Origin of the sequence: Nonomuraea sp. NPDC005501, assembly GCF_040605905.1 — a bacterium.
In the GTDB taxonomy this organism is placed as follows: Bacteria; Actinomycetota; Actinomycetes; order Streptosporangiales; family Streptosporangiaceae; genus Nonomuraea.
In genome coordinates this window covers 1-23,682 of the sequence record NZ_JBEXDT010000003.1, presented here as the reverse complement: position 1 = coordinate 23,682, position 23,682 = coordinate 1, and the positions used below count along the sequence as shown (strand labels likewise).

The 23,682-nt window shown below is 72.2% G+C and carries 20 protein-coding genes; 11 read left to right on the top strand and 9 right to left on the bottom strand.

The genetic code is table 11. From position 1 onward, the window contains the following. Positions 1–5 precede the first annotated feature (5 nt). Genes ABZS51_RS03100 through ABZS51_RS03090 form a run of 3 tightly spaced genes read right to left on the bottom strand, consistent with a single transcriptional unit; the run spans position 6 to position 3,726 of the window. On the bottom strand, positions 6–926 hold the full coding sequence (locus tag ABZS51_RS03100) for an enediyne biosynthesis protein UnbU (protein ID WP_355435449.1): 921 nt from the start codon (positions 924–926) through the stop codon (positions 6–8). Continuing rightward, positions 923–2,827: a VCBS repeat-containing protein gene (locus tag ABZS51_RS03095; protein WP_355435446.1), complete on the bottom strand. Its 1,905-nt coding sequence runs from the start codon at positions 2,825–2,827 to the stop codon at positions 923–925. Before ABZS51_RS03095 ends, ABZS51_RS03100 begins: the two co-directional genes overlap by 4 nt. After that, a complete protein-coding gene (locus ABZS51_RS03090; protein WP_355435850.1) occupies positions 2,824–3,726 on the bottom strand; it encodes a DUF1702 family protein in 903 nt (300 codons plus the stop codon). Before ABZS51_RS03090 ends, ABZS51_RS03095 begins: the two co-directional genes overlap by 4 nt. A 570-nt stretch (positions 3,727–4,296) precedes the next feature. Here ABZS51_RS03090 and ABZS51_RS03085 point away from each other — a divergent pair. After that, positions 4,297–4,707 carry an SRPBCC domain-containing protein gene (locus ABZS51_RS03085; RefSeq protein WP_310713544.1) on the top strand — a complete coding sequence of 137 codons (411 nt, stop codon included), beginning with the start codon at positions 4,297–4,299 and terminating at the stop codon, positions 4,705–4,707. 542 nt (positions 4,708–5,249) lie between these two features. Beyond that, the gene (locus tag ABZS51_RS03080; RefSeq protein WP_355435443.1) at positions 5,250–6,182 is read left to right on the top strand and encodes a hypothetical protein; all 933 of its coding nucleotides are present in this window, start codon (positions 5,250–5,252) and stop codon (positions 6,180–6,182) included. Here the strand turns inward: ABZS51_RS03080 and ABZS51_RS03075 are convergent. Genes ABZS51_RS03075 through ABZS51_RS03065 form a run of 3 tightly spaced genes read right to left on the bottom strand, consistent with a single transcriptional unit; the run spans position 6,151 to position 8,640 of the window. After that, on the bottom strand, positions 6,151–6,873 hold the full coding sequence (locus ABZS51_RS03075) for a winged helix-turn-helix transcriptional regulator (RefSeq protein WP_355435441.1): 723 nt from the start codon (positions 6,871–6,873) through the stop codon (positions 6,151–6,153). The two genes, ABZS51_RS03080 and ABZS51_RS03075, sit on opposite strands and share 32 nt — an antisense overlap. A 58-nt stretch (positions 6,874–6,931) precedes the next feature. After that, entirely contained in the window at positions 6,932–8,158 is a 1,227-nt protein-coding gene (locus ABZS51_RS03070; RefSeq protein ID WP_355435437.1) for an AarF/UbiB family protein, read from the bottom strand. Further along, positions 8,155–8,640: a hypothetical protein gene (locus ABZS51_RS03065; RefSeq protein ID WP_355435434.1), complete on the bottom strand. Its 486-nt coding sequence runs from the start codon at positions 8,638–8,640 to the stop codon at positions 8,155–8,157. Before ABZS51_RS03065 ends, ABZS51_RS03070 begins: the two co-directional genes overlap by 4 nt. Before the next feature lie 146 nt (positions 8,641–8,786). Here ABZS51_RS03065 and ABZS51_RS03060 point away from each other — a divergent pair, with 146 nt between their 5' ends. Continuing rightward, positions 8,787–11,189 carry an AarF/UbiB family protein gene (locus ABZS51_RS03060; RefSeq protein ID WP_355435432.1) on the top strand — a complete coding sequence of 801 codons (2,403 nt, stop codon included), beginning with the start codon at positions 8,787–8,789 and terminating at the stop codon, positions 11,187–11,189. A gap of 6 nt (positions 11,190–11,195) precedes the next feature. Here the strand turns inward: ABZS51_RS03060 and ABZS51_RS03055 are convergent, their stop codons facing one another. After that, positions 11,196–12,029, bottom strand: coding sequence for a hypothetical protein (locus ABZS51_RS03055; protein ID WP_355435429.1), 834 nt, complete (start codon positions 12,027–12,029; stop codon positions 11,196–11,198). Next, on the bottom strand, positions 12,026–13,189 hold the full coding sequence (locus ABZS51_RS03050; RefSeq protein ID WP_355435426.1) for a KR domain-containing protein: 1,164 nt from the start codon (positions 13,187–13,189) through the stop codon (positions 12,026–12,028). The genes ABZS51_RS03055 and ABZS51_RS03050 overlap by 4 nt, the downstream gene beginning before the upstream one ends. A 352-nt stretch (positions 13,190–13,541) precedes the next feature. On the opposite strand from ABZS51_RS03050, the gene ABZS51_RS03045 reads away from it, so the two are divergent. The 8 genes from ABZS51_RS03045 to ABZS51_RS03010 all read left to right on the top strand — a co-directional run bounded on the left by ABZS51_RS03045 (position 13,542) and on the right by ABZS51_RS03010 (position 22,644). Beyond that, on the top strand, positions 13,542–14,813 hold the full coding sequence (locus ABZS51_RS03045; protein ID WP_355435423.1) for a HEAT repeat domain-containing protein: 1,272 nt from the start codon (positions 13,542–13,544) through the stop codon (positions 14,811–14,813). Positions 14,814–14,863: 50 nt separating this feature from the next. After that, positions 14,864–15,505, top strand: coding sequence for a DUF6073 family protein (locus tag ABZS51_RS03040; protein ID WP_310713562.1), 642 nt, complete (start codon positions 14,864–14,866; stop codon positions 15,503–15,505). Positions 15,506–15,552: 47 nt separating this feature from the next. Next, positions 15,553–16,566, top strand: coding sequence for an SRPBCC domain-containing protein (locus tag ABZS51_RS03035; protein WP_355435419.1), 1,014 nt, complete (start codon positions 15,553–15,555; stop codon positions 16,564–16,566). 51 nt (positions 16,567–16,617) lie between these two features. After that, on the top strand, positions 16,618–17,886 hold the full coding sequence (locus ABZS51_RS03030; RefSeq protein WP_355435416.1) for a cytochrome P450: 1,269 nt from the start codon (positions 16,618–16,620) through the stop codon (positions 17,884–17,886). 162 nt (positions 17,887–18,048) lie between these two features. After that, positions 18,049–19,140, top strand: a complete 1,092-nt coding sequence (locus ABZS51_RS03025; RefSeq protein ID WP_355435414.1) for a class I SAM-dependent methyltransferase — start codon at positions 18,049–18,051, stop codon at positions 19,138–19,140. Beyond that, on the top strand, positions 19,137–20,570 hold the full coding sequence (locus tag ABZS51_RS03020) for an alpha/beta fold hydrolase (RefSeq protein ID WP_355435411.1): 1,434 nt from the start codon (positions 19,137–19,139) through the stop codon (positions 20,568–20,570). The genes ABZS51_RS03025 and ABZS51_RS03020 overlap by 4 nt, the downstream gene beginning before the upstream one ends. An 11-nt stretch (positions 20,571–20,581) precedes the next feature. After that, on the top strand, positions 20,582–22,033 hold the full coding sequence (locus ABZS51_RS03015; RefSeq protein WP_355435408.1) for an alpha/beta fold hydrolase: 1,452 nt from the start codon (positions 20,582–20,584) through the stop codon (positions 22,031–22,033). A 26-nt stretch (positions 22,034–22,059) separates the two neighbouring features. Further along, positions 22,060–22,644 (top strand): hypothetical protein, encoded by a 585-nt coding sequence (locus ABZS51_RS03010; protein WP_355435405.1) that lies wholly within the window; start codon positions 22,060–22,062, stop codon positions 22,642–22,644. A 27-nt stretch (positions 22,645–22,671) separates the two neighbouring features. Here the strand turns inward: ABZS51_RS03010 and ABZS51_RS03005 are convergent. Next, positions 22,672–23,682 (bottom strand): FAD-dependent monooxygenase (locus ABZS51_RS03005; protein ID WP_355435402.1); only part of this gene is annotated, 1,011 nt, incomplete at its 5' end.

The window sequence follows — 23,682 nt, the reverse complement described above, 5'->3', positions numbered from 1 at the left end:
GGCGATCACCTGGAGGTGGGGACGGCCACCGAGGTGGCGGGGGCCGACACGTCGCCGTGCTGCGCGGCGGCCGCGCGGGCGGCCAGCGCCGCGAGCAGCACTCCGCGGGCGGCGCACACGATGACCAGCGCGAAGAACAGGCCGTACACGATGTGCAGGTGGACGAGCAGGCTGTAGACCGCCGCGGTGGCGACTCCGAACACGACCTGGTTGCGGGGCCGCGTCGGCGTCGTGCCTGGATCGGTGATCATGTAGTTGGTGAACAGGACGAAGGCGACGCCCGTCATGACCACCAGCGCGCTCGTCGTCGCCGTGCCGTCGATCCAGGTACGGATGAGGGCCTGGGCGAAGAACGCGCCGACCCAGCCGAGGATGAGTGGCATCTTCTTGGTGAGCCCGGCGTTGAGCAGGGTGCCGGCGACGAGGATGAAGCCGGGGATCAGCCAGTCGATCGGGCTGGTGACCCACTCGGTGAAGTGGTAGGGCGGCGCGATGCCGACCCACGGGAACACCAGCAGCGTGATCGCGATGCCGGCGTTGGACGGGTTGAGGACGTGACGCCTTCTGCCGGCGACCCGCACGCGGATGAGGTACTTGGTGCCGATCGCGACCGCGACGGCGAACAGCACCGGCAGGAGGCGGTCGTTGGCGTACAGGAGCATCGCGCAGGCCAGGCCCGTGATGTGGGCGGGCAGGAGGAAGTCGAACATCTTCTCGGTCCGGTACTTCGGCTCTCGCCGCTCGGCCCACGCCTCCGCCGTCTCCAGCGCGAGGTCGAGCAGGTAGGCGAACGCCACGGCGGCGACGGGGGTGACGAACGCCTGCTCGAACCCGAGCCAGGCGTGTCCGAGCACCGTGAACACGGTGATCGAGAGAGCGAATCTGCGGAGCGCGGCCGTTCTCGGGTTGCGCTGAGCAGAGGTCATGGCGTCTCCTCCGTGAGGGATGTGATCGAACCGTCGTCTCCGAGGCGGAGGCGTTGCCAGCCGGGCGCGAGGTCGGCGGCGGCGGTGCGCGGCCGGCCGCAGGTGTCACGCCAGCTCACCTCGACGGGCACGGACGGCGTGTTCGGGCGAAGGGCGAACATCAGCTCCGCGGCGGTGACGCCGGCGTGCCCGTTGGCGGGGTAGAGCTGACCGGTCCGCAGGCCCTGGGCGCCGGCCTTCAGCCGTACGGTCGCGCCGATGGCGGGGGAGAGGGCGCCGGCGCCGGCGGAGCAGCCACCCGCCGGGCGCATCAGCTGCAACCCCAGGAACGGCGCGCGTGCCGGCGCGGTGTTGCGGTAGAAGTAGCTCTGCCGCCACTGGTTGGCGACCGCGAAGTCCAGCCGGCCGTCGTGGTCGACGTCGGCCGTGGCGATGCCGCGGGACGGCCCCGGATCGGCCACGCCGAGGTCGCCGGCGATGTCGGCGAACCGGCCGTCGGGGACGCGGGCGAAGAACGCGTTGGTGTTCTCCCCGGAGATGTCGGCGTCCGGCTGGAAGCGCGGCCACATCGCGGGGTCGTCGAGGAGATCGTCGTTGGTCATGGCGAGCTCCTGCAGGTCGGCCCACCGGTTGACGTCGCCGCGCAGGAACCCGGTCGCCTGGATGATCTCCGAGACGCCGTCGCCGTTGAAGTCACCGGCCTTGATGTCCCAGCCCCATCCGCTGCGCGACAGGCCGAGGCTCTCGCTCTCGTCGGTGTAGAGGGCGGTGCCGTCGCCGTCGAAGATCCGCTTCTGGCCGCTGATCCACGCGAAGTTGCTCTCCAGCAGCCCGTACTGCTGGGTGATGTTGCTGACCACGATGTCGGAGACGTCGTCGCCGTTCAGATCGGTGAACGCGACGCCCATGCCCTTGAAGGAGTCCTTGCCCAGCACCTTGGACTTGGGGGTGGTGAGGTGGCGCGGGCCGAGCACCTCCTCGAAGGCGACCTTGCCGGGACGGGACCGGTTGCGCAGCAGGTGGTCCGGGGCGAAGTCGTTGGCCAGGTACAGCTCGGGAAGCCCGTCGCCGTCGAGGTCCTGGGCGCCGATGGCCAGGGTCCAGCCGTCCGCGACCTCCTTGCCGAAGGCGCCGGCGGCCTCGGCGAACGTCCCGCCGCCCCGGGACAGCAGGACGCGGTTCGTGCCGCCGTTGGCGGCGTTCGACATGGACGCCTGCATCCGCAGCTCGGGCCGCGCCGGGGCCTTCGGGTCCAGGACCCGGGCGCCGTCCGGGAAGTAGTTGCCGACGACCACATCGGTGCGGCCGTCGCCGTCCACGTCGGCCAGCGCCAGCGCCTCGGTGTTCCACAGCTGGTAGGGCTGGACCAGCTCCCGCGCGGTGAAGGCCGCCGGGCCGGAGAGCGGCCCGGTGCCGCGGAGGAACAGCACGGGTGAGCGTCCCCAGTAGTAGACCAGGACGTCGATGGAGCCGTTGTCGTCGTAGTCGCCGGGCACGCAGCCCATCGGCGCCATCGTCGTGTCGTACGGCAGCCCGGCGGGGGTCAGCGGGATCGGCTGGTACCGGTTCTGCGTCTGGGGGGCCGGCTGGAGGGTCACGGTGTCGGCTCGCGGATCGACCAGGCACACGTCGTCCGGACGGGAGTTGCCGTCCAGGTCGGCGAGCCCGACCGCGGCCCCGACCGAGGAGATCCAGTGCCGGATGCCCTGGTAGGCGGGGGCGACCTGGCGGACGGTGCGCCCGCCGGTCGGCGCGTTGAGCGGCTGCTGGGTGAAGGAGAACGACGCGGCGACCCGTTGTGCCTCGGCAGGGGGGATGGCGGGCAGGGCGGCCGCCCAGCCGGTGACGAGGATCGTGAGGAGGGCGCCGAACTTGACCGCGGGGGCCGGCCATCTGCTCATCGGAGAACGTCCTCCGCGTGTCGTTCGTAGGCTCCTCGGATCTCGGCACGCCAGCGTTCGTAGTCGCGGGGTGAGGCCGGCCGGGGGATCCGGGCGAGGGCCTGGTCGGTCCACTCGGCGGCCTGGTGCGGGCTGACCCCGGTCAGCAGGCCGACGGCGCGGGCCGACCCTGACGGGACATGGCCGCCGAGCACGTGCGCCTTGGCCGCGAAGGCGGCGCCCTGGGCGAGGTCCGCGCGGTGGCCGGCGCCGGCGGCGAGCAGGTCGTCCAGCTCGTGGACCACTCCGGTGTAGGCCGCGGCCAGGCCGATGCCGGCCCACAGATCGCCTTGGCGGTGCCGCGGGTACGCGCCGATGAGCCGGGCGATCAGGGCCGGGTCGGCGCCGGTGTAGAACCACAGGGCACGGCCGGTTCCCTGGTCCCTGATGGACCGGGTGGCGCCGCGGGCGCCGCGCTCGACCCAGTGATCGTGGAAGACCTTGCGGGCGTTGAAGTACGCCTGGTGGAATCCCCAGCCGTCCCAGGCCAGCCAGGTGAGCATGGGATGGCCGATGCCGCGCCAGCGGGTACGGCGCAGCCGGGCCAGCGTCCAGCCGGCGCCGACGTGGATCAGGTGGGTGTACGCCCCTCCCGTGCCCTCCTCCAGGGCACGCAGCCGCCGGTTCCCGCTCAGGGTGATCGTGTCCAGCAGGGTGCAGCTCATGGCGGCGCCCTCGAAGGCGAAGCCATGCAGGCGGTGCGGCAGGTCGCCGACGTCCGGATCCCCGGTCAGGGCGCTGTTATAACCTTTTCCAAATGCGGCGACAACCTCCAGCAGTTTTTCTCCGACCGGGCTTGATTTTGGCACGAAGCCTGTCAGCCGATTTTCGGGCAGGCGAAATAGCCGGGTAGGCTCCATGGCTGTTCCCGTTCTGATCTGGGCGACCTTCACGGTGAAACTAAGCATTTTTCAAGCAAGGGTCAAGGCGGCTCGGATCGGCCGGACCGGAGCGGCGAATGCGAATTCGGCGACCCCGGCCGGGCGGAATTTGAATGTTTGACCAGCGAGGTCGGCGGCTGTTTTCCGCGGCGCCGTGACGGAGTGCGCACGGGCCCGATCCGAATAAGAGCACTTTTCGGCGGGATAATCAGACATCCGCAATGGTTACGGAGCGGAGACGATCGCCGACGCCCTTCGAATATCGCCGGCCACCTCAAGTGACCCGGGGTTTACATTCGTCCGACAGAAAGGGTCGAGGATTGTCTCCCATGCGTTAGCACGCCTGGGCGCGGGCCGTCGGGGCGGGCGCGATCGTCGGGAGGCGCCGCAATGGCAGATCTTGACGGCATATTCATGGCGGTAGGTCATGTGGAGACCATCCGGCGCCATGATCGTAAATTCGTCCGCGCCGTCACGCCCGCCTCCCCTGGCCGGCCCGGTCGATGTCCTAGGATCTGGTGGGTCGCTCTCCGCTGAACAAGGAGCACCGTGCACGACGCCAGTCCCGCCGCCATCTCGGTCGACCAGTACATCCCCGCGCCGCCGGCGAAGGTGTGGAGCTCCCTGACCGAACCCGAACTGCTCGCCCGCTGGTGGGTTCCCGGTGACATCAGCGCGGTCGTCGGTCACCGGTTCCATCTGCAGATGCCCGGCCGCGACTCGGTGCCGTGCGAGGTGCTGGAGGTCGAGCCGTACGAGCGGCTCGTCTACACCTTCAACACCACCTGGGTCCTGACCTGGCGGCTGGTCGCCGAGGGCAAGGGCACCCGGCTGCTGCTCGAACACTCGGGCTTCGACCTGGACGACAAGCGCGACCGCGCCGCCTTCGAGCGCATGGGCCGCGGCTGGGAGAGCTCGGTCCTGCCCCGGCTCGTGGAGCTCGTCGCCGAGCCGTCCTGAACGGGCGCCGGCCCGGTCCCTGACCTGAGCCTTTCAGGCCCGGCCTGTACTCCATCACCGGCACGTCCGGCCGGCTGAACTCCTCCAGCGCGCCCGGAACCCGCACGGCCGGCTGGTCGCGAAGAATGTCCCGCAACCGCCGCAACCGCCGCCGCACCGCCCCGGCCTTCCGCTCGCAGCCCCACGCCGGCCGGTCCACGCCCATGCCCCGGGTCGGCGTGCTCGATCGCGGGCAGCCGGGCGTCGATGGACGTCGCACGCCACCTCGCTTCCGCATCCACTTCACTAACCCATAGTCAGCGCGCCCGAAAATAGGGAGACCTAGACCTGTACCGGGACGATTGATATAGGTGTTTCAAGTAGCAGACCCCCGACGCCGCCCCCGGAGCCGGCGGCAAGGTGGACCGGCCGAGAGTGAACATCGGCCACGGCCGATGCGCGATCCACCGCGATCCGGAAGGCGACCACCTGGGCCTCCGGGCCCGCCCCTGATCTCACCCGCTCCGCCCTGTCCGTTCAGCTCGCGCGCAAGGGAGACTCACGTGACGCTCACCCAGCAACAGTCCGCTGAACGGACCGGGGTCAGCCGCCCCTGGCCGGCCGTCGTCGTCAGCGTGCTGATCGGGTTCCTGCTCACCGTCGTCTGGTCGGCCGAGTTCGTCGACCAGGTCATCGGGGAGAACGTCGCCAGCGCCCTGCTCGGCCGCGAGGCCGAGGGCACGGTCATCGGCGGCGTCCTGCCCGGCATCGTCTACGCCTTCGCCACCGGGCTGGGCGGCACCTTCACCGCCTGCAACATCGCCGTCCTCGGCGCGCTCTGCCCGGTCGTCGGGCAGCCTCGCTCGCTCGCCACCCGGGTCGGGGCCGTCTTCAAACCGCTCGGCTGGCTGGCGGCGGGCATGCTCACCGTCTCCGGCCTGTACGGGATCGTCGTCGGACTCGTCGGGACCGCCATGCCGCAGTTCTCCACCGAGCCCTCCGCCCCCGGGGAGCTGTCGGCCAGGAGCGTGCAGTCCATGGTGGCCTTCGGGCTGATCGGGCTGGCCTTCCTCTGGCTCGGGCTCGCCTCGCTCGGCGTCGTGCCCGACCCGCTCGCCCGGCTCACCCGGCGCTTCCCCAACGCGCCGCTGGTCGTCATGGGGGCGCTGATCGGCGGCTTCCTCATCGGCCGGCCGTACGGGCTGTTCCGGCAGCTCTTCCGGGACGCGGCCGAGAGCCACAACCCGGTGTACGGGGCGCTGGCCTTCATGCTGCAGTCCGTCGGCAACATCGTGATCCTCGCGGTGCTCTTCGTGCTGCTGGCCGTGGTCATGGGCAGCCGGGTGCAGCGCTGGCTCGCCGCCCGCCCCGGCCGCCTGGCCCTGATCACCGGAGCGGCCCTCATCGTCGTCGGCGTCTTCACCTTCCTCTACTGGGACGTCCGGGTGCTCGCCCGGCGCGAGATCATCCCCTGGTACCCGATGATTCCCTGGTAGCCCCGGCGGGGCCGTCGCCGGGCAGCAACCCCAGCAGGCGGGAGCAGCGGGTCAGGGCCTCCTGCTCCCCCTCCAGGGTCAGCCGCCTGGTCGCCACCGCCTCGAACGGCGAGATCCGGCCCGAGCCGATGTCCACGAACGTCTTGGCGTCGGTGGACACCCGCAGGGCCGCCCGTTCGGCGCCCTCCTGGTGGACCGAGATCCGCCGGTCCTTCACGGCGATGTGGAAGACCTGGTCGTCGACGAGGAACTCGTAGGACTCGTCCACCTCGGGGATCTGGTCCCTCCTGATCAGCGCTTCGACGGCCAGCACCCCCCACTGGGGCCGCACCTCGTCCTCGGCGTCGAACGGGTGCGGGACGTTCAGGCCCCAGCGGGCCAGGCCGAGAATCGGCTCACGCAGTCCTTCGCCGAAACGGGTCAGCTCGTAGGAGTGGCCCTTGCCGTTGGAGCGGGGATGCTGCCGGATCACGCCCTGACGGGTGAGCCAGCGGAGCCGTTCGGCGAGCAGGTTGGTGCCGATGCCGGGAAGATTGTGCAGCAGCTCGTTGTAGCGCTGCGGGCCGATGAGCAGCTCCCGGACGATCAGGAGTGTCCATCGCTCGCCGATCACGTCCAGGCCCGCGGCGAGGCCGCAGTACTGGCCGTAGCGTCTGCGTTCGCCGGCGCGGACCGCCGGCTCGTTTGCCATACTAATAAACTCTATAGCGACGAGCCGGTTCTCCCGGTGACGGATGTGACGGAAGGGCTCAGCGCCCGGCGCGGGCGCGGGCGACGATGGAGCGAAGGACCACAGGGCCCGCCAGCGACTGGAAGTTGATCCCCGGGTCGAGCTGCTTGACCTGCCCTTCGATGGCCAGCAGCGCCATGAGCGGGAAGATGAACTCGGCGCGGGAGAAGGCCCGGTGCCGCCGCTGGACGGCGAAGAAGCGGGCGGCGAACCCGGTCAGGGAGAAGCTCCCCGCGGTCAGCCCCGTGATGGAGCCGATCAGGTGCTCCATGTCGCGGCGGAACGCCTTCTCGTGCTCCGGCGAAACAGGCTGGGCGGCCGCGGCCAGGGCGTGGGTGGCGCAGACCTCGGCGTTGCCGCTGGACATCCCGAGGAAGAACTCGGCGAAGTGCGTCCGCATCTCGTCGTCCAGCTCATAGGTGAACCCGGCGTCGACGATCGCCAGCCGCCCGTCGGGCAGCTCCCACCAGTTGCCCGGGTGGAGGTCGCAGTGGACGACGCCGTTGACGAAGAGCATCTCGTACAGGGTCAGGACCAGCCGCTTGGCGGTCCGCCGGGGATCGGCGAACCGCCGGCCGCCGGCCTGCCCGGGGAGCCAGGTCATCGTCAGCACGTCGGGCCCGCTCGCGTCGTCCAGGACCCGGGGGAAGACGACGGGCAGGACCAGTTCGAGGTCCTCGAGCCGGCGCAGGGCCGCGGCCTCGGCGACCAGGTCGGTCTGCCGGCGCACCGACGCGCACATCTCGTGCACCACATGCCGCAGCGTCGGCCCCGAGCGCCGAAGCAGCGCGCCGGCGATCCCGGTCATCGCCGTGATGAGGCCGAGGTCGACCCGCAGCCGCTCGGCGGCGGTGGGGTGGATCGTCTTCACGGCGGCGTCGACGCCGCCGACGAGGCGTCGCTCCACCGAGGCGACCGACCCGATCTCCACGCCCTCCTCGGCGCCGCCGGCCCGGCCGCGGGCCAGGCCCGACTCCAGCTCCTCGCAGAACGCGGCCGCGAAGAGGTCCCTGCGGCTGGACAGCATCTGACCGACCTTGATGAACGCCGGGCCCAGCCGCCACAGGGCCGCGCTCACGACGGCGCCCGCGTCCCGGAGGATCCGCTCACGGCGGCCACGCCCGGCGTGCCGCACCAGGGACCCGGCCATCGACGCCGCCACCCCGCACAGAACGACGGCGATCTGAGCGGTCCGGACCACCGGCCAGGCGAGGTCGCGCAGCGGGTGCCGGTCCGCCGCACTCACTTCGGGCCCCCCGCCCGCCGGGTCGCGGCAGCGGCGTCCGCGGGGACCGGGAGAGAGGCGGCCAGGTGCCGCCGCAGACAGTCCAGGTAGTCGGCCCAGCCGCGCGCGTACCCGTCGGCCAGCTCCGGCGGTGGATGCAGGTGCCGCAGCTCCAGAGTGGACCCTGTCCGCGCGGCCGCGCCGACCCGCACCTCGACCGTGCTGTCCGAATATCCCTCGTCCTGCAGAAGAAGACGGTATTCGCCGACGCTCCCGCGCCGGCGGCAATCGAGCACCGTCGCGTATTTCACATGCGTCTCCCCGGAATCCTCGGTGAATCGCAGGGAATAGCGCCGGTCCGGTTCCAGACGACACGGCGTGAACCAGACGGAGACGGACCCGGGTGAGGACACGGCCTCCCACAGATCGGCGAAATCGCAGTCGAAATGGCGACGGAGGGATACGGTGGCGGAATCGGCTCCCGAATCTCTGTCCGCGGGCATGGGGTCACGGTAACACGGCGATATCGGCGACGGAACGGCGTCGGCCCCGGCATATAAAGCGTACAGGGCAGCAATTTCGGAGAAGTGCGGCGGGACGGGCGCGGCTAGAATCTGGTCATTTGCTGCCGGAATACGGGGGCGTCCGAATGAGCAGGAAATCCGCGCCATCCGCCGGGACGGCCCGCGACGACGGCGACGGCCGCGACGGCGGCCTCGAATTGCCGCGGCCGATGGCCGTCGTGGCCACCGCGATGGTCGCCGCCATGCTGGAATTCGGCTCGCGAACGGGACTGAGCGCGGCACTGGCCGAGGGCCCGTCACAGGCGGCCGAGCTCGCCGAGGCCACCGGCGGCGACGCGCGGCTGGCGGAGGAGTGGCTGCGCGGCATGGTCGCCGCCGGACTGGCCGCCCATGACGGCTCCCACTACACCTGGCTGCCGGAGGTCCGGCCGTACATCGGCGGCATGATGGACGTCGGGCCGGGGGTGGCGCTGTTCGGCGCCCTGACCCGATCCGTCCCCCAGGTCGCGGAGGCGTACCGCGCCGGGGGAGCCTTCGCGGACGTGTGGTACCCGCGCGAGCTCGCCGACGCCATGCAGCGGATGAGCGCCCAGTGGACCAAGGTCATCCTGCCGGACGTCTGGCTGCCCGCCGTTCCGGGGCTTACCGACACCCTGCGGGGCGGCGGACGGGTGGCCGAGATCGGCTGCGCGTCCGGGGAGACGCTGGAGACGCTGGCGGCGGCGTTCCCCCGGATCACGGCGGACGGATTCGACCTCGACGAGCGGCTGACCAGCGCCGGCAACGCCCGGCTGGCCGACAGGGGCCTGGCCGGCCGGGTCACGCTCAGCCCCCTGGACGCGACGACGGCCCTGAACGGCGAGTACGACCTGATCGTCGCCCTCAGCGTGCTGCACGACGTGAGCGACCTGCCGCGGCTGCTGCGCGCGGCGGCGTCCGCGCTGCGCCCCGGCGGCACCCTGCTGGTGGTGGAGTCCCCGCCGCTGACGGGCCCGGCGGCGGCGATGCTGCTGGCGACCAGCGTGCTGTACTGCGTCCCCGCCACCGCCGCCCGGGGCGGCCAGGCGCTGGGCACCATGGGGCTCACCCCCGACGTGCTGGTGCCCATGGCCGCCGACGCGGGTCTGGCGCCGGTCACGACCCTTCCCGCCGTGCACCCGCTCGTGTCGGCGTACGCGTTCGGCAAGGCGGGAGCGCGGCCGCCGGGCGACGCGGAGCCGGGGGAGGCGGCGCGGGAGGAGCAGGCCGTCCCGGACCACCTCCCGCGCGTCGGCCGGCTCCGCCTGGCCGGCCGGGCCGCCGGGCTCGCCGCGCGGGTGGCCGCCGCGTCACTGCACATCGTCTCGATGTGGGTCCTCGACCGGCTCGTCTCGGGGAAGGTGAAGGCGCAGGCGCGCGGGACCCGGCGTCTCGTCCTGCACCTGGAACGCATGGGGCCGACCTACGTGAAGTTCGGTCAGATGCTGGCCAGCCGCGCCGACCTGTTCCCCGCCCACGTCACCGCGCGGCTGGCCGCCCTGCACGACGACGTCACCCCGATGGGCGCCGGGGAGTTCGCCCGGCAGCTCGCCCGCGCGGTGCGGCAGGAGCCGCGCCTGAGCCGGCTCAAGGTGATGGATCGCTGCATCGGCAGCGGCAGCATCGCCTGCGTGTACGAGGCCCTGGACGCGGACGGCCGTCCGCTGGCCGTGAAGCTGCAGCGCGAAGGCGTGGCCGAGTCGATGTCGATCGACCTCACGCTGCTGACCGCGCTCACCCGGGTCGCCGAGCGCCTGCCCGCCGCGGGCGGCGCGCCCATGGCCGACCTCGTCGGCTACATGTCGCGGGCCCTCTACGGGCAGATCGACTTCTTCCGCGAGGCGGCGTACCTGCGCCGCCTGGCCACCAACCTCGCCCGGTACGACGAGATCATCGTGCCGCGGCTGCACGAGGAGTACACCTGCGCCACGGCCCTGGTGACCGACCTGGTCCCGGGCCTGTCCGACGGCGTCCCGGCCGGTGTGGACCCCGCGACGGGCGACCGGGTCGCCGCGCGGGTGCTCGACGCCGTCGGCTCGATGATCTTCAAGGACGGTTTCGTCCACTGCGACCTGCACCCGGGCAACATCTACATCCGCTCCGACGGCACGGTCGTCATCCTGGACGCCGGCTACTGCGTGGAGATGCCCGAGGCGGTCCAGCACGCCCTGCGGGACTTCTTCATCAACCTGGCCCTGCGCAACGGCGTCCGGTGCGGAGAGATCATGTACGACTCGGCGTTCCCCGGCGGGCCTCCCGCCCGGCACACCGCGGCCGATCGGCGCGCGTTCGCGGGCGAGATCGCCGAGCTGGTCCGGACGGCGACGGAGCCGGGCGGACGGTTCGACATGACGGACTTCGGCCCCCGCGTCTTCGAGTCGCAGAACAGGTTCGGCGTGCACCCGCCGGCCGACTTCGCCTTCCCGCTGATGTCCTTGATGATCGTGGAGGGGACGCTCCGGCGATGGTGGCCCGACCTGCAGATCCCCGCCGCCGCGGGAGTGGGGTGAGCGCCGTCAGACGTGGGCGGCCCGCTGGAGCGTGTGCTGCCAGGTGGCCAGGAACCGGTCGCGGAGCACCTCGCGCGTCTCCGTGTCCAGGTCCAGCGCCGACCACCCCGTGTGCCGCACCCGAAGCTCCAGCGACGACGCGTTCGCCGTGACGGCGACCTCGGCCTCGGTGGGCGGGGACCCGCGGACGGCCTCGATGCCGAGGGCGATCAGGTCGTCGAAGTGCACGCGCCAGCGGAGGATGGGGAACGGCCGCGGCCCCTCGGAGTCGACGACGTAGAACCAGCGCGGCGGCCATGCGGGACCGGACAGCGGCAGCCACTCGCCCAGCACGGCCCGGTGCAGCGGCCGCCATCCCGGCCTGTCGAGCGTGCAGCGCACGCTGATGTCGGGGATCGGGCCGCCGCCCGCGGCTCCCGCGACCTCGGCCCCCGGCCCCGCCGGCGCGACCGGCAGGGCCGCCGCCAGGCGGTCGAACCGATGCTGCCACAGCAGCCTGACCTGGTAGACGGTCGCCGGGTCCGCCGCGTCCAGGGCCTCGGTGACGCGCAGCCGCACCGGCCCGGAGCCGAGCACCTCCAGCCGGACGGCGCTGAGGGGACTCACCCCGAGGTACGCGGAGGTGAACTCGAGGGCCCGGCCCGGGACGATCGACTCGATCCAGACGCGGTACACCGACGACGAGCCCGTGGAGACGGTCAGCTCCTGGGCGATGTGGGTGATGTCCCTCTCCAGCCGCCCCCACCACGCCTGGGCGCGCCCGGCGTCCACCAGCATCCGCCAGACGGTCGCGGCGTCGGACGGCAGCTCTACCGAGTGCTCGACGGTGAAACCCCTCACCCCTGCCTCCGCGGTGTCCGTGTGGTCCAGTCCTGACAGCCGGAACCCCAGGTGTAGACGGTGTGGTCGGCCACCTGGGCGCGGACGACGCGGTCCCGCCGGCCGACCGGCTGATGCCGCGCGGCCCGGCCAGGCCGGCAGAGCTCCACCAGACGCCGCACGGACGCGTCGTCCAGGGCCAGGGAGCTGCCGCCGATCCCGCCGATCGCCGCCACCGGGCGATCGGGCATCGGCTGGGGCCCGCCGAGCGCTATCTCGTCGGGAGCCGGGCACCGTTCGTCCAGGAGGTGCTCGGTGATCTGGACGCCCCAGGCCGGCGGCACGATCGCGAACCCGGCCCGGCCCGCCATGGCCGCGGCGGCCGCGCCCATCCCGACCGCCGCCCAGAGGGACCACTCGGCGGTGACGACGCGCATCCCGGGATGCTCCTGGCGCAGCCGGGCCGCCTCGCGCCGCAGGAGCTCGTTGGCCAGCGCGTACGCGCCGAACAGCCGGTGCGGCCGGCGGGACTCGGTCGAGCCGAACGCCACCACCGAGCGCAGTCCGGCCGGGGCCAGCGCGCCCACCAGGCTCCGCAGCGCTCTCGCCTTGCCGTCGGCCAGCCGTTCCAGCTCGTCGCCGGCCAGCTCGGCCAGCGGGCTCAGGTGCAGCTCGCCCGCGGCGTGCACGAGCCGCGTGATCGGGAACGGGGCCGCCGGAACGTCCGCGGTGACATCCGTCCGGTCGACGATCACGCGGGTGCGCGTGACGAGGGCGGCCAGCCGTCGCCGGGCCGCCGGCGGCAGGCTTTCGGCGGGGCGCCTGTCCAGCAGCCACAGCGGGTGCCCGGCGGCGGCCAGCCGCGAGGCCAGCACCAGGCCGATCCCGCCGAGCCCGCCGCTGATCGCCACCCCGGCCGGCTCGCGGTCCGGGGCGGCGCCGGGGAGCCGGTACTGCATCCAGCGCGGCGGGCGCGGACGGAAGGACGCGTGGCGGCCCTGCACGACCTCGCGGCAGCGCAGCCGGGGCCATTCGCCCGACGCCGCCTGGAGCAGGCTGCCGCCGCCGGCGCCGCGGTGGGCGAGGGTGAGCGGGACGTCGCGGGCCACCGCCCGCCTGATCCCGTCGAGGAGGAGCGTGGCGTCGCCGGGACGCCAGCGGCTCCCCAGCTCGACGACCACCCCGTCGTCACCCGAGTGAATTCTTGAATCAGAATTCGCCGTCGCCACCGGGGCGCAACGGAGCGGCGGGCAGGGTCTGGGAACGAATGTCAAATCCGTGCTCGGTGCGATTAGGTTGCCCATCGCGGCCCTTCCGTGGACTCCCATGATCGGCGAATCGGCTTTCCCGAGTCATGCCGACGGTATCCGATCACCAGAGCGTCCGCCAGCTCCGATACCGCCGATCACAGGGGTGGGCAAGGTGGGAGAAGTTTTGTCACCCGGCCGCTCCTAACGTGAATTCCGTAGCCACAACTTCGCCCTTCGGAGGCAACAGATGGCAATTGATCTATGCAATAAGTCCCCGGAATCGGTGGGCAATCCCGATCCTCAGTCATCGCTTCCGGTCGAGGCTCCGCCGCTTGAGTCGCTGCGCGACGAGCAGCGCGACGCGCTCAACTTCGCGTACCGCACGACGCTCAGCATGGACCCGCGCTTCGTGGCCGGCGACCCCGCCGCCTGGTGCAGCGACTTCGGCTACGCCCTGAACCGGGCCGCCGTCCGCGTCGACAACCGCACCGACGAGGAGCTGCAGCACGACGCGCTGCACCACCCCGACCCGGTCATGCGCGAGCAGGCCGTCTTCGAGTACGCCGACCGCGACCTGCCCGACGCGTTCGAGCTGCTCACCGAGGTCATCAGGCACGAGAAGCACCGCGAGGTCCGCTGGGACACGCTCTGGGCCATGGAGAAGCTCGGCGGCCCGCACGCGATCGCGGCGCTGCGCCGCTTCGCCTCGGACTCCGACCCCGAGATCGCCGAGTGGTCCAAGCTGTTCGCCAGCGAGCTCACCACCGGTGACCCCGCCTTCGACGGCCGCAGCGGCGTCTTCACCGAGGGCCGGACCTTCGACGAGACCATCTACCTGCTCATCCACTGCGACCTGTACGTCCGGCTGGACGACACCAACCGGCACTGGGGCAAGGTCTCGCTCGGCCCCCTCGGCCTGGCCCGGATCTACGGGCAGGCGCACGCGTGCCCGAACGTGGCCACCCGCGAGAAGCAGCTGCTCATGGCCAAGACCATCAGGGGCCTGCACGCCGACGGCTCGCCGCACATGGACAACTACCTGTTCCGCGGCTTCACCGACCGGTCCAGGCGCGACCGCGGCAACTTCTTCTTCGAGTCGCAGGTCCCGCGGACGTTCTTCAAGTCCGGCCGGGCCGACGACGACTCGATGGGCACCCACGACACGCGGATCGGCTTCGCCCGCTACGGCACCTGGCACCTGGACCCGACGCTGAAGGTCCGCGGCGAGGACGCCATCAGGTACGTGCGCGGCCGCTTCCAGGGCTGGGGCTACACCAACGTCGCCGGCGTCGCCGGCAAGTCCCTCGAGGAGATCCTGCAGCCCGGCAACGGGATCCTGTCGACCATGCACGACCCCGAGGTCAGGGACCTGACCAACGTCTTCATCCTTGGCACCTTCAAGGGGAAGCTGAACGACTGGGACGGCGACGGCCGGATCGACCTCAACTCCCGCGACGTCTACAGCACGGTCGACGGCGAGGTCGACAGCGACCAGGACGGCATCGCCGACGAGCCGGGGCGTACCTGCTGCGACCACCGCGCCGTGGGCCTCTAGCCCGCCGTCACCACAGGCCGATCTCACACTCCCCGAAAGGAACAACCATAATGACCACTCCCGCAAAGACCACCGTCTTCGGCCGGCCGGTCACGACCGACGGGGTGCCCAACCTGTACGAGGGCACGCCGGTCGTCAGGTGGGCGACGCCCGAGGCCGGGATCGACAATCTCGGGCTCCACAGCTGGGACACGTTCGCCATTCCCGGGGTCGGCGAGTTCGACGTCGAGTTCGATGGTTACGTCCGGGTGGTCCGGTCCCAGCCCACCGACAACGAATGGGCCGACGCCGAGGTCTACACCAACCTCATCGAGATGAAGATGACCGGGGAGTCGGAAGAGCTGGGGACCATCACCGTCAGCCTCAACCCGACCTGCCTGTCCGCCGGCCAGATCCGCACCCCCTTCGACCCGTACGCCGGTGAGGGTCCCGCGGCCAAGGCGTGCCGGATGGCGGTCGGCTGCCTGTTCGACATGCCCAAGCTGGGCAAGACGCTCTTCAACAAGGAGCCGGTCATCCTCACCATCGACGACGTCCGCTCGATCCCGCCGGCGGGGGCCCCCGGCAAGGGGCAGATCTACCGGATGCTGCCGCTGATGGACCTCACGGACCCCGACGGCATGCCGGTCGGCTACCTGACCAGCCTGCGGTTCAACATGGGCGGCTACCTGGCCCCGGAGCGGTTCGCCTGACCAGGGCGAGACCAGTCCCCAGCCCCTGCTGATCGAGCCGAGGAGCCATGACCGCTGTCGAATCACTGCCCGACGATCTCACCGTCCCGCTCATGGAGCCGTCGCCCTTCCCGCCCTTCCGGTCGTCGGCCCAGCCGGTCGCGCACGACCGGTGGGAACGGGTGGTCGCGTCGGTGACCGTCCCGGCCGACCTGGACGCCGCGTGGACGGCGCTGACCGACCCCGACCGGGTCGGAAAGTGGCTCGCGAGGACCGGGGCGACCTGGGCCCGCGAGGGCGAGCGGAGCATGCTCGACTTCCGTGACGGCGAGTTCTTCTGGTGTCACACCGACGTCGTCGAGCCGCCCGGCGCGGACGGTCACTCGGCCAGGCTGGGCTATCGATGGCGGTGGGTGGGCGTGGGCCCGGCCACGCGCGTGACGTGGCAGCTCACCGCCATGGGCGCCGCCACCACGGTGACCGTCACGGAGATCAGCTCGAACGGGCCGTCGGACTGGCGGAGCTGGAACGGCACGGGCTGGCCGGGCATCCTCGACCAGCTGTCCGACCACGTCCAGACCGGACGTGACGTGCGCTGGACCTGGCGGCGCATGGGGCCCTACGTGCAGACCGAGCTGCCCGTCCCGGCCTACGAGGCGTGGGCGGCGCTGACCGCCGTCCCGGCGTTGCAGTACTGGACGGGCCGCACGTCGGGCTCGCTGAACGTCGACGACCCGATGACGTTCGTGATCGGCGACGCCAGCGGAAGCTGCGTCCTGACGGTCACCGAGCACATCGAGGCCGGCCAGCGGTTCCCGTCGTACCTGCCGAGCCTGCACTTCCGGCTCGACCGGGGCGGATGGCCGGACCAGCTGTCCGGCCACCTGTGGATCGAGCCCACGCACCTCGGCGGCAGCCTGCTCCAGGTCTTCCACTACGGGTGGGAGATGTTCGGCTCGACGGAGACCGCCCCGCACGACCGCACCCTGCTCACCCAGTTCTGGGCCGCCGCCTTCGACCGTCTCGGCAATCTCGTCCGGCGGATGTCCCCGCCGGACATGCCGGACGGCATGCCCGGATGACGGTCACCTCGCGCAAGTTCCCCACCCATCCACCACGGAAGGACCGGCGATATGGCACACGCCGAGGACGAGCTTCACCCGCTGTATCAACCGCACCTCCGCCACGACCCCTTCCCCGTCTACGCGCAGATGCGGGAGGAGGGACCGGTCCAGCTCGTCAAGGAGCCGCGCGGCATCGAACACTGGGTGATCACCCGGTACGACGAGGCGCGGGCCGCGCTCGCTGACCGCCGGCTCTCCCGCGACCCCCGGAACATGTGGGACGTCATGCGGCAGACCGAGCTGTACGACGAGGGCGAGGAGGACTCCGAGCCGCACATGCTCAACGCCGACCCGCCCGAGCACACCCGGCTCCGGCAGCTGGCGAACAAGGCGTTCAGCGCCGAGCGGGTGCAGCGGCTCCGCCCGCGCATCCAGCAGATCACCGACGAGCTGCTCGCCGAGATCGACACCTCCAGGCAGTTCGACTTCATGAGCTCGTTCGCCGCGCCGATGCCGATCAAAGTCATCTGCGAGCTGCTGGGCGTCCCGTTCCAGGACGCCGTGAGCTTCACCAACTGGGTGCTGGCGGCCCTGACCCCGACCTACGTCAAGGGCGAGCGGATCCGCCCGTACGAGGCCAACCGGCTGCTGCGGGACTACTTCGTCGACCTGGTCGCCCGTAAGCGCGCCGAGCTCAAGCCCGGCTCCGGGCACGAGGAGGAGCAGCCCGACCTGCTCAGCGCCCTGATCGTGGCGTCCGACTCGGGCAGCACGTTCACCGAGAAGGAGGTCGTCTCCACGGCCAACCTGCTGCTCATCGCGGGCTACAAGACGACCGTGAACCTCATCGGCAACGGCATGCTGGCGCTGCTGCAGAACCCCGGCGAGATCGACCGGCTGCGCGCCGACATGTCGCTGATGCCGTCGGCCGTGGAGGAGCTGGCCCGTTACGACGGCCCCGTGGAGCGGGCGATGCTGCGGGTGGCCACCGAGCCCATCACGATCGGCGAGGTGACGATCCCGGCCGGAGCGCTGGTGACGATCGCCAACGCGTCGGCCAACCGCGACGAGCGCAGGTTCGACGAGGGCGAGCGGCTCGACGTGAGCCGCGGCGACCGCAACCACCTGGCGTTCGGCTACGGCATCCACTACTGCATCGGGGCGCCCCTGTCCCGCCTGGAGACGGAGATCGCGTTCACCTCGCTGCTCAACGAGTTCTCCGAGATGACGCTGGCCCTGCCGGTCGAGAAGCTGGAGTATCGCGAGACGGGCGTCCTCCGCGGACTCGGCGAGCTGCCGGTCTGGTTCACCCGGACGGGCGACGGCGCCGCGCGTTAGCGGCCGGGACCGGCACGCCGACCCCCGCGCAGCGACGCGGTCCGGCGTGCCGGTTTCGCTCTGCCCGCGATCGTGCGCGGGCGCAATCTCGAAGAAGCCGCCCGGCCGAGGCGATGCCTACGCTGGCGGAACCGGACAGGCAACCGATGACAGGCGGCGCACATGGGCAACCCCATCGTTTCCGACCGTGGAGCCGACATCGAGCAGACGCTCGCGGCCGGGGCACAGTTCATGGCGGACCTGAGCCGCGCCATGGTGACCCTGTCGTGCGCCCTCGGGGACCAGCTCGGGCTGTTCCAGGTGCTGGCCGACGGCGCCCCCCGCGGCGCCGACGCCATCGCCGGCAAGGCCGGCGTCGACGCCCGCTACGTGAGTGAATGGGCGCGGACGATGGTCGCGGGCGGCTACCTGGAGATGGACCCCTCCGGGCAGGAGTTCCGGCTGTCGCCGGCCCACGCCGCCCTGCTGGCCGACCCCGAATCGCCCTTCTACGTCGGCGGCATCGCCCGGCTGGTCCCGCCGCTGGCCGCGATGGTCGAGCAGGTGGCGGGCTGCTTCCGCAGCGGCGCCGGCCTGACCCCGGCCGACTATCCGCCCGCGATGTACGAGGCCACCTGGCGGATGAGCGCCAAGTGGCTCAGGGCGATGCTGCTCGACCAGTGGCTGCCGCTCGTCCCCGGCCTGGAGGAGAAGCTGACGGCCGGCGCGCGGGTCGCCCATCTGGCCTGCGGCTCGGGCACCGCCCTCGCCCTGCTCGCCCAGCGGTTCCCGGCGTCGCGGTTCGTCGGGGTCGACCGGCACGACCTCAACGTCGAGCGGGCCCGCCGGGAGATCGCCGAGCTCGGCGTCACCGACCGCGTGACGCTCACCAGGGTGGCGGAGTTCGCGGACGGCCTGTCCGGCTCCTTCGACCTGATCATGACGTTCGACGCGCTGCACCTGGCCACGGACCCCGGCGAGGTCCTGCGCAGGGTCGCCGGGGCGCTGACGACGACCGGCGTCCTCCTCCTGCTGGAGACCCACTGCTCGACCGACCCGCACGAGAACGTGGGGGAGGTCCCCGCCTTCCTCTACGGCACCAGCACCCTGTACTCGGTTCCGCTGTCCCGGACGGGAGAGACGGTGGCGGGCATGATGGGGCTCCCTCACCCGGTGCTCGCGGCCATGTGCGCCGACGCCGGGTTGACGGCTCCCCAGCAGGTCGCCGCCCCCACCCCCTTCAACGTCCTCTACCAGATCAGGAGGGCGTCATGAGCCCCGCCCCCAGTGCCCGTCCGGTCACCGGCGCCCCGTCACCGGCCGCGCCGATCCGCTGGACGGAGGCGGCGCCCCAGGCCGGCGACGGCTCGCAGCGGGCGCGGGTGCCCGTACCCGTGGACCACCGCGACCCGGACGGGCCGGCGATCGACCTCGCCGTGGTCCGTCACCCGGCGGGCGGGCGCGGCACCCGGCAGGGCGTGCTGGTCGTCACGCCCGACGATCCCGGCAGCTCCGGCATCGCGCTGGCCGGCGAGCTGAGGAAGGCGCTGCCCCCGTCAGTCACCGACGTCTTCGACGTGATCGGGTTCGACCATCGCTTCAGCGGTGAGAGCGCGCCGCTGCAGTGGGGGCTGGACCAGCGGGAGATCTTCTGGGTGTTCCACCAGTCCGAGTCGTTCGCCGCCGAGGTGCGCTTCCAGGCCGAGATCGCGGCCAAGGCGGCCGACCGCTCCCTGGCCGTCCTGCCGCACATCACCACCCGCAACATCGCCCGGGACATCGACGTCATCCGGCGCGGCCTCGGTGAGGAGCGCATCTGCCTGATCGGGCACAACTACGGCTCCTACGTCGCCGCCGTGTACTGCCGGCTGTTCGGCGACCGCGCCGACCGGGTGATCCTCGACAGCGTGCTCAGCCCCGACTGGGTGTGGCGCGGCCTGTTCGGCAACTTCGCGCGCAACTGCGAGGCCACCCTGCGGCAGTGGTGCGCGCGGACCGCCCGACCCGGAGGACCGCTCGGCGACACCCCGCAGCGGGTGCGCGACGCCTTCGACGAGGTGCTGCGCAAGGCGGGCGCCGGCGGGATCATGCTCCCCGGCGTGCCGGTGCCGTTGGACGACCAGTTCCTGCGGGTGCTGGCGATGATGATGCTGAGCTCGCAACGCTCGCACCCCGCCCTGGCGGACGTGGTGCGGTCGGCCAGGACCGGCGCGGCCCTGCGGGCGGAGACGCAGCAGCTCATCGGCTCGATGTTCGCCGTCCCGCGCGACGCCGCCACCTCCGCCGCGCAGATGGCGATCCTGTGCGGGGACGCGGCCTGGCCGCGGGAGCTGGAGGAGTACGAGGCGGCGAGCGAGGAGGGGCAGGGGTTCATGGACCGGGCGCTGCTCGGGGTCAAGGCGGGCGCGTTCTGGCCGGTCCAGCCGCTCGAACCGCCGACGGAGTTCGGCCCCGCCGCCGCGGACGGGGTGCTGCTCGTCCAGGCCGAGCAGGACATGTTCACCTCCTCCGTCGGCGCGACGCAGCTGCGGGGCCTGCTGGGCGAGCGGGCCCGGCTGGTCATGGTGCGCGGCATGACGGAGCACCGCGTCTTCCCCTTCGCCGGCGACGCCCGGGTCGACGCGCTGGCCGGGGAGTTCCTGACGACGGGACGGCTGCCGGACGCCGACGTCGTCCTGGACGGCGACCGGACGCGAGAGCTCTGAGGGGGCCGACGATGAACCAGCCGAACACCGACCTGGCCGCCTACTACGACCAGCAGGTCGAATGGAGCGCCCCGGACCCCGCGCTGGGCGGCGCCCGCCGCGCGGCGCTGCGGGTTCCCCTCGACTACCGGCGCCCGGGTGACCGCGACATCGAGATCGGCGTCGCCAGGCACGAGGCGACCGGCCGCCGCCGGGGCGTGCTGATGATCGGCCCGGGCGACGACCTGGGCAACAGCGGCCTGAACCTGCTGGCCGCGCTGCTCGGCAGCCTGCCCGATGCGCTGATCGAGGCGTTCGACGTCGTCGGCTTCGACCACCGGTTCATGGGGGCGAGCACACCGATCTACTGCGACCTCGAACCGTCCGAGCGCTTCTGGGTCTTCCACTACCCCGAGTCGTTCGACGCCGAGATCCGCTACCAGGCCACGGTGGCCGCCAAGTGCTCGGCCGGCTCGCTCGACCTGCTCGCCCACGCCAACTCCCGCAACATCTGCCGGGACATGGACGTGATCCGCGGCGTGCTCGCCGCCGACCGGATCGACTACCTGGGGTACTCGTACGGGACCTATCTGGGCGCCGTCTACGGCGAGATGTTCGGCGACCGCCTGAACCGCGCGGTGCTGGACGCGATCTGCAGCCCGGACTGGGTGTGGCGCGGGCTGTTCACCGACTTCCCCGAGAACGGGGAGCGCGCGCTGAACCGGTGGTGCCGCTGGGCCGCCACCCGGCACGCCACGTACCGGCTCGGCTCCACCGGCCCCGACGTGCGGGCCGCCTACGACGGCGTGCTCGCCGCGGTCGACCGGGGGGACCAGGTCACGCTGATGGGGTTCCCCCTCGATCGCACCCTGGCCAGGCTGATCCCCGTGGGGATGCTCAACAGCGAGAAGGCGTACCCGGTCCTCGCCGGCATCGTCCGGCACCTGCTCACCGGAGCGGACCTCGACGCGGACAGCGTCGACTTCCTCACCCGGATGTTCGGGCAGCCGAAGGAGGAGAGCGGCACGGTCGCCCAGCTCGCGATCCTGGCCGGCGACGCGTCATGGCCCCGCAGCCCCGCCCTCTACGAGCAGGACATGCTCAAGGCGGCCGAGGAGTTCCCCTGGACCGGCGCGGCGCTCAACGGGATCAAGGCGCCGGCGTTCTGGCCCGTCCCGCCGGCGGAGCCCGCCACCCGGCTCGGCACGGAGGCAGGGGGCGGACGGTACCTGCTGGTGGCCGCCGACGAGGACATGTCCACCCCGTGGGTGGCCGCCCGCCGCATGCACGAGGTGCTGGGGGACCGGTCGAGCTTCGTGACCGTCGCGGACACGGCGCATCATCGCGTCTTCCCCTTCTACGGGAACGCCGGCCTGAACGAGCTGGTCAGCGACTTCCTGCTGACCGGCAGGACGCCGGGCCCCGACCACGTCTGCCCCAACCCCGACAGGATGCTGGAGCCGCCCGCGTCCGGCCGGGAATGACGGGCCGCGGGCGGTAGCCTCCCCTCATGCTGATCGAGAAAGAACGGCATGACGGCATTCGCAGCGGCGCCATCACCGTGTTGTTCCGCCGCTGGCGGCAGCGGCAGGCGACCGCGGGCAACGTGTACCGCACCGCGCTGGGCCGGGTGGCGGTCGACGCGATCGACGTCGTGGAGGCCGGGCGGATCACCGACGCCGACGCGGAGGCCGCCGGCTATCCGTCGGCCGCCGCCGTGGTCGAGGATCTTCGCGGGCATCCCGGCGACCCCGTCTACCGGCTCCGCGTCCGGTTCGTCGACGAGCCCGACCCGCGCGACGAGGCGGCGGCCTCCGGCGACCTGTCGGCGGAGGAGCGGGAGACCATCGCGGCCAGGCTCGCCCGGCTGGACCGGGGGAGCAGGACCGGCCCGTGGACCGAGGCGACGCTGGAGATCATCAGCCGCCGGCCGGAGGTCCGGGCCGGCGACCTGGCCGACGAGCTGGGACGTGACGCCGCGCAGTTCAAGCTGGACGTGCGCAAGCTCAAGAACCTCGGGCTGACCGTCAGCCTCGGCACCGGCTACCGGATCTCCGCGCGGGGCGCGGCCTACCTGGCGGGCCGGGCACGCTAGCGGTGAGGCCCCGCGGCCGGCGGCCGCTCAGCGCGGGGCCTCCTCGGGGGGAGTCCAGCCGAACACGTCCGCGCTCTGCTCGCCGGCGCCGTCCCCACGGGTCGTGGCGATCAGAATCGCCCTGCGGATCGCGACCAGCAACGGCGAGCGCACGTGACCGACCCGGCCCAGCAGCCGCGACTGGCGGACGATCCGGCGCACGCGCGGGCCCCGCTCGGCCGCGTAACGCCGCAACGCCCGCTCCACCCCGGCGCCGTCGGTCCCGTCCGGCGTGGCGGTGCCGGTCGCGGTGAGCGCGGCGGCGAGGACGGCCGCGTCCTCCAGGGCCATCCCGGCCCCCTGCCCGAGGGTGTACACCATCGGGTGCGCGGCGTCGCCGGCGAGCACGACGCGGCCCCGGCTCCACGTGCGCGGCGGCGGCCGGTCGAAGACGTCGTGGACGACACAGCCGGCCGGATCGGCCGAGGCCGGCACCTTGCGCAGGTCCGGATGCCAGGAGCTGGTGCGCTCGATCACGTGGGCCAGCGCCTCGGCGACCGGCCGGCGCGGCCAGACGCCGCGCGGCGCGGTCATCGACGCCACCCAGTACAGGTCCCCTCCGCCGAGCGCGGCGGCGAAGAGCACCAGGCCCCGCCCGTAGGCGATGAACCCGTCGGGGTGGGCCGCGGGGGCGGGCCCGATCCCGCGCACCGCGGTGAATCCCCGGTAGCGCGGCTCGCCGTCGCCCAGCAGTCGCGCGCGTACGGCCGAGTTGACGCCGTCGGCCCCGACCAGCAGGTCGCCGCGCAGCACCTCGCCGGCGTCGGTGACCAGCTCGACGTGCGAGCCGTGGTCGAGGTACCGGGCGGCGGCGCGTCCGCCGGCCAGCTCCACCCCGGCGTCGGCCGCCGCCTCCCAGAGCAGCGCGTGGAGGCCGGCGCGCAGGATGGTGACCGCCGGCATGCCGTAGCGGTCCTCGTACCCGTCGAACGACACCGACCCGAGCAGCCGGCCGCGCTCGTCCAGGAACGCGCTGCGATGCGGCGGCGCGCCGCGGCC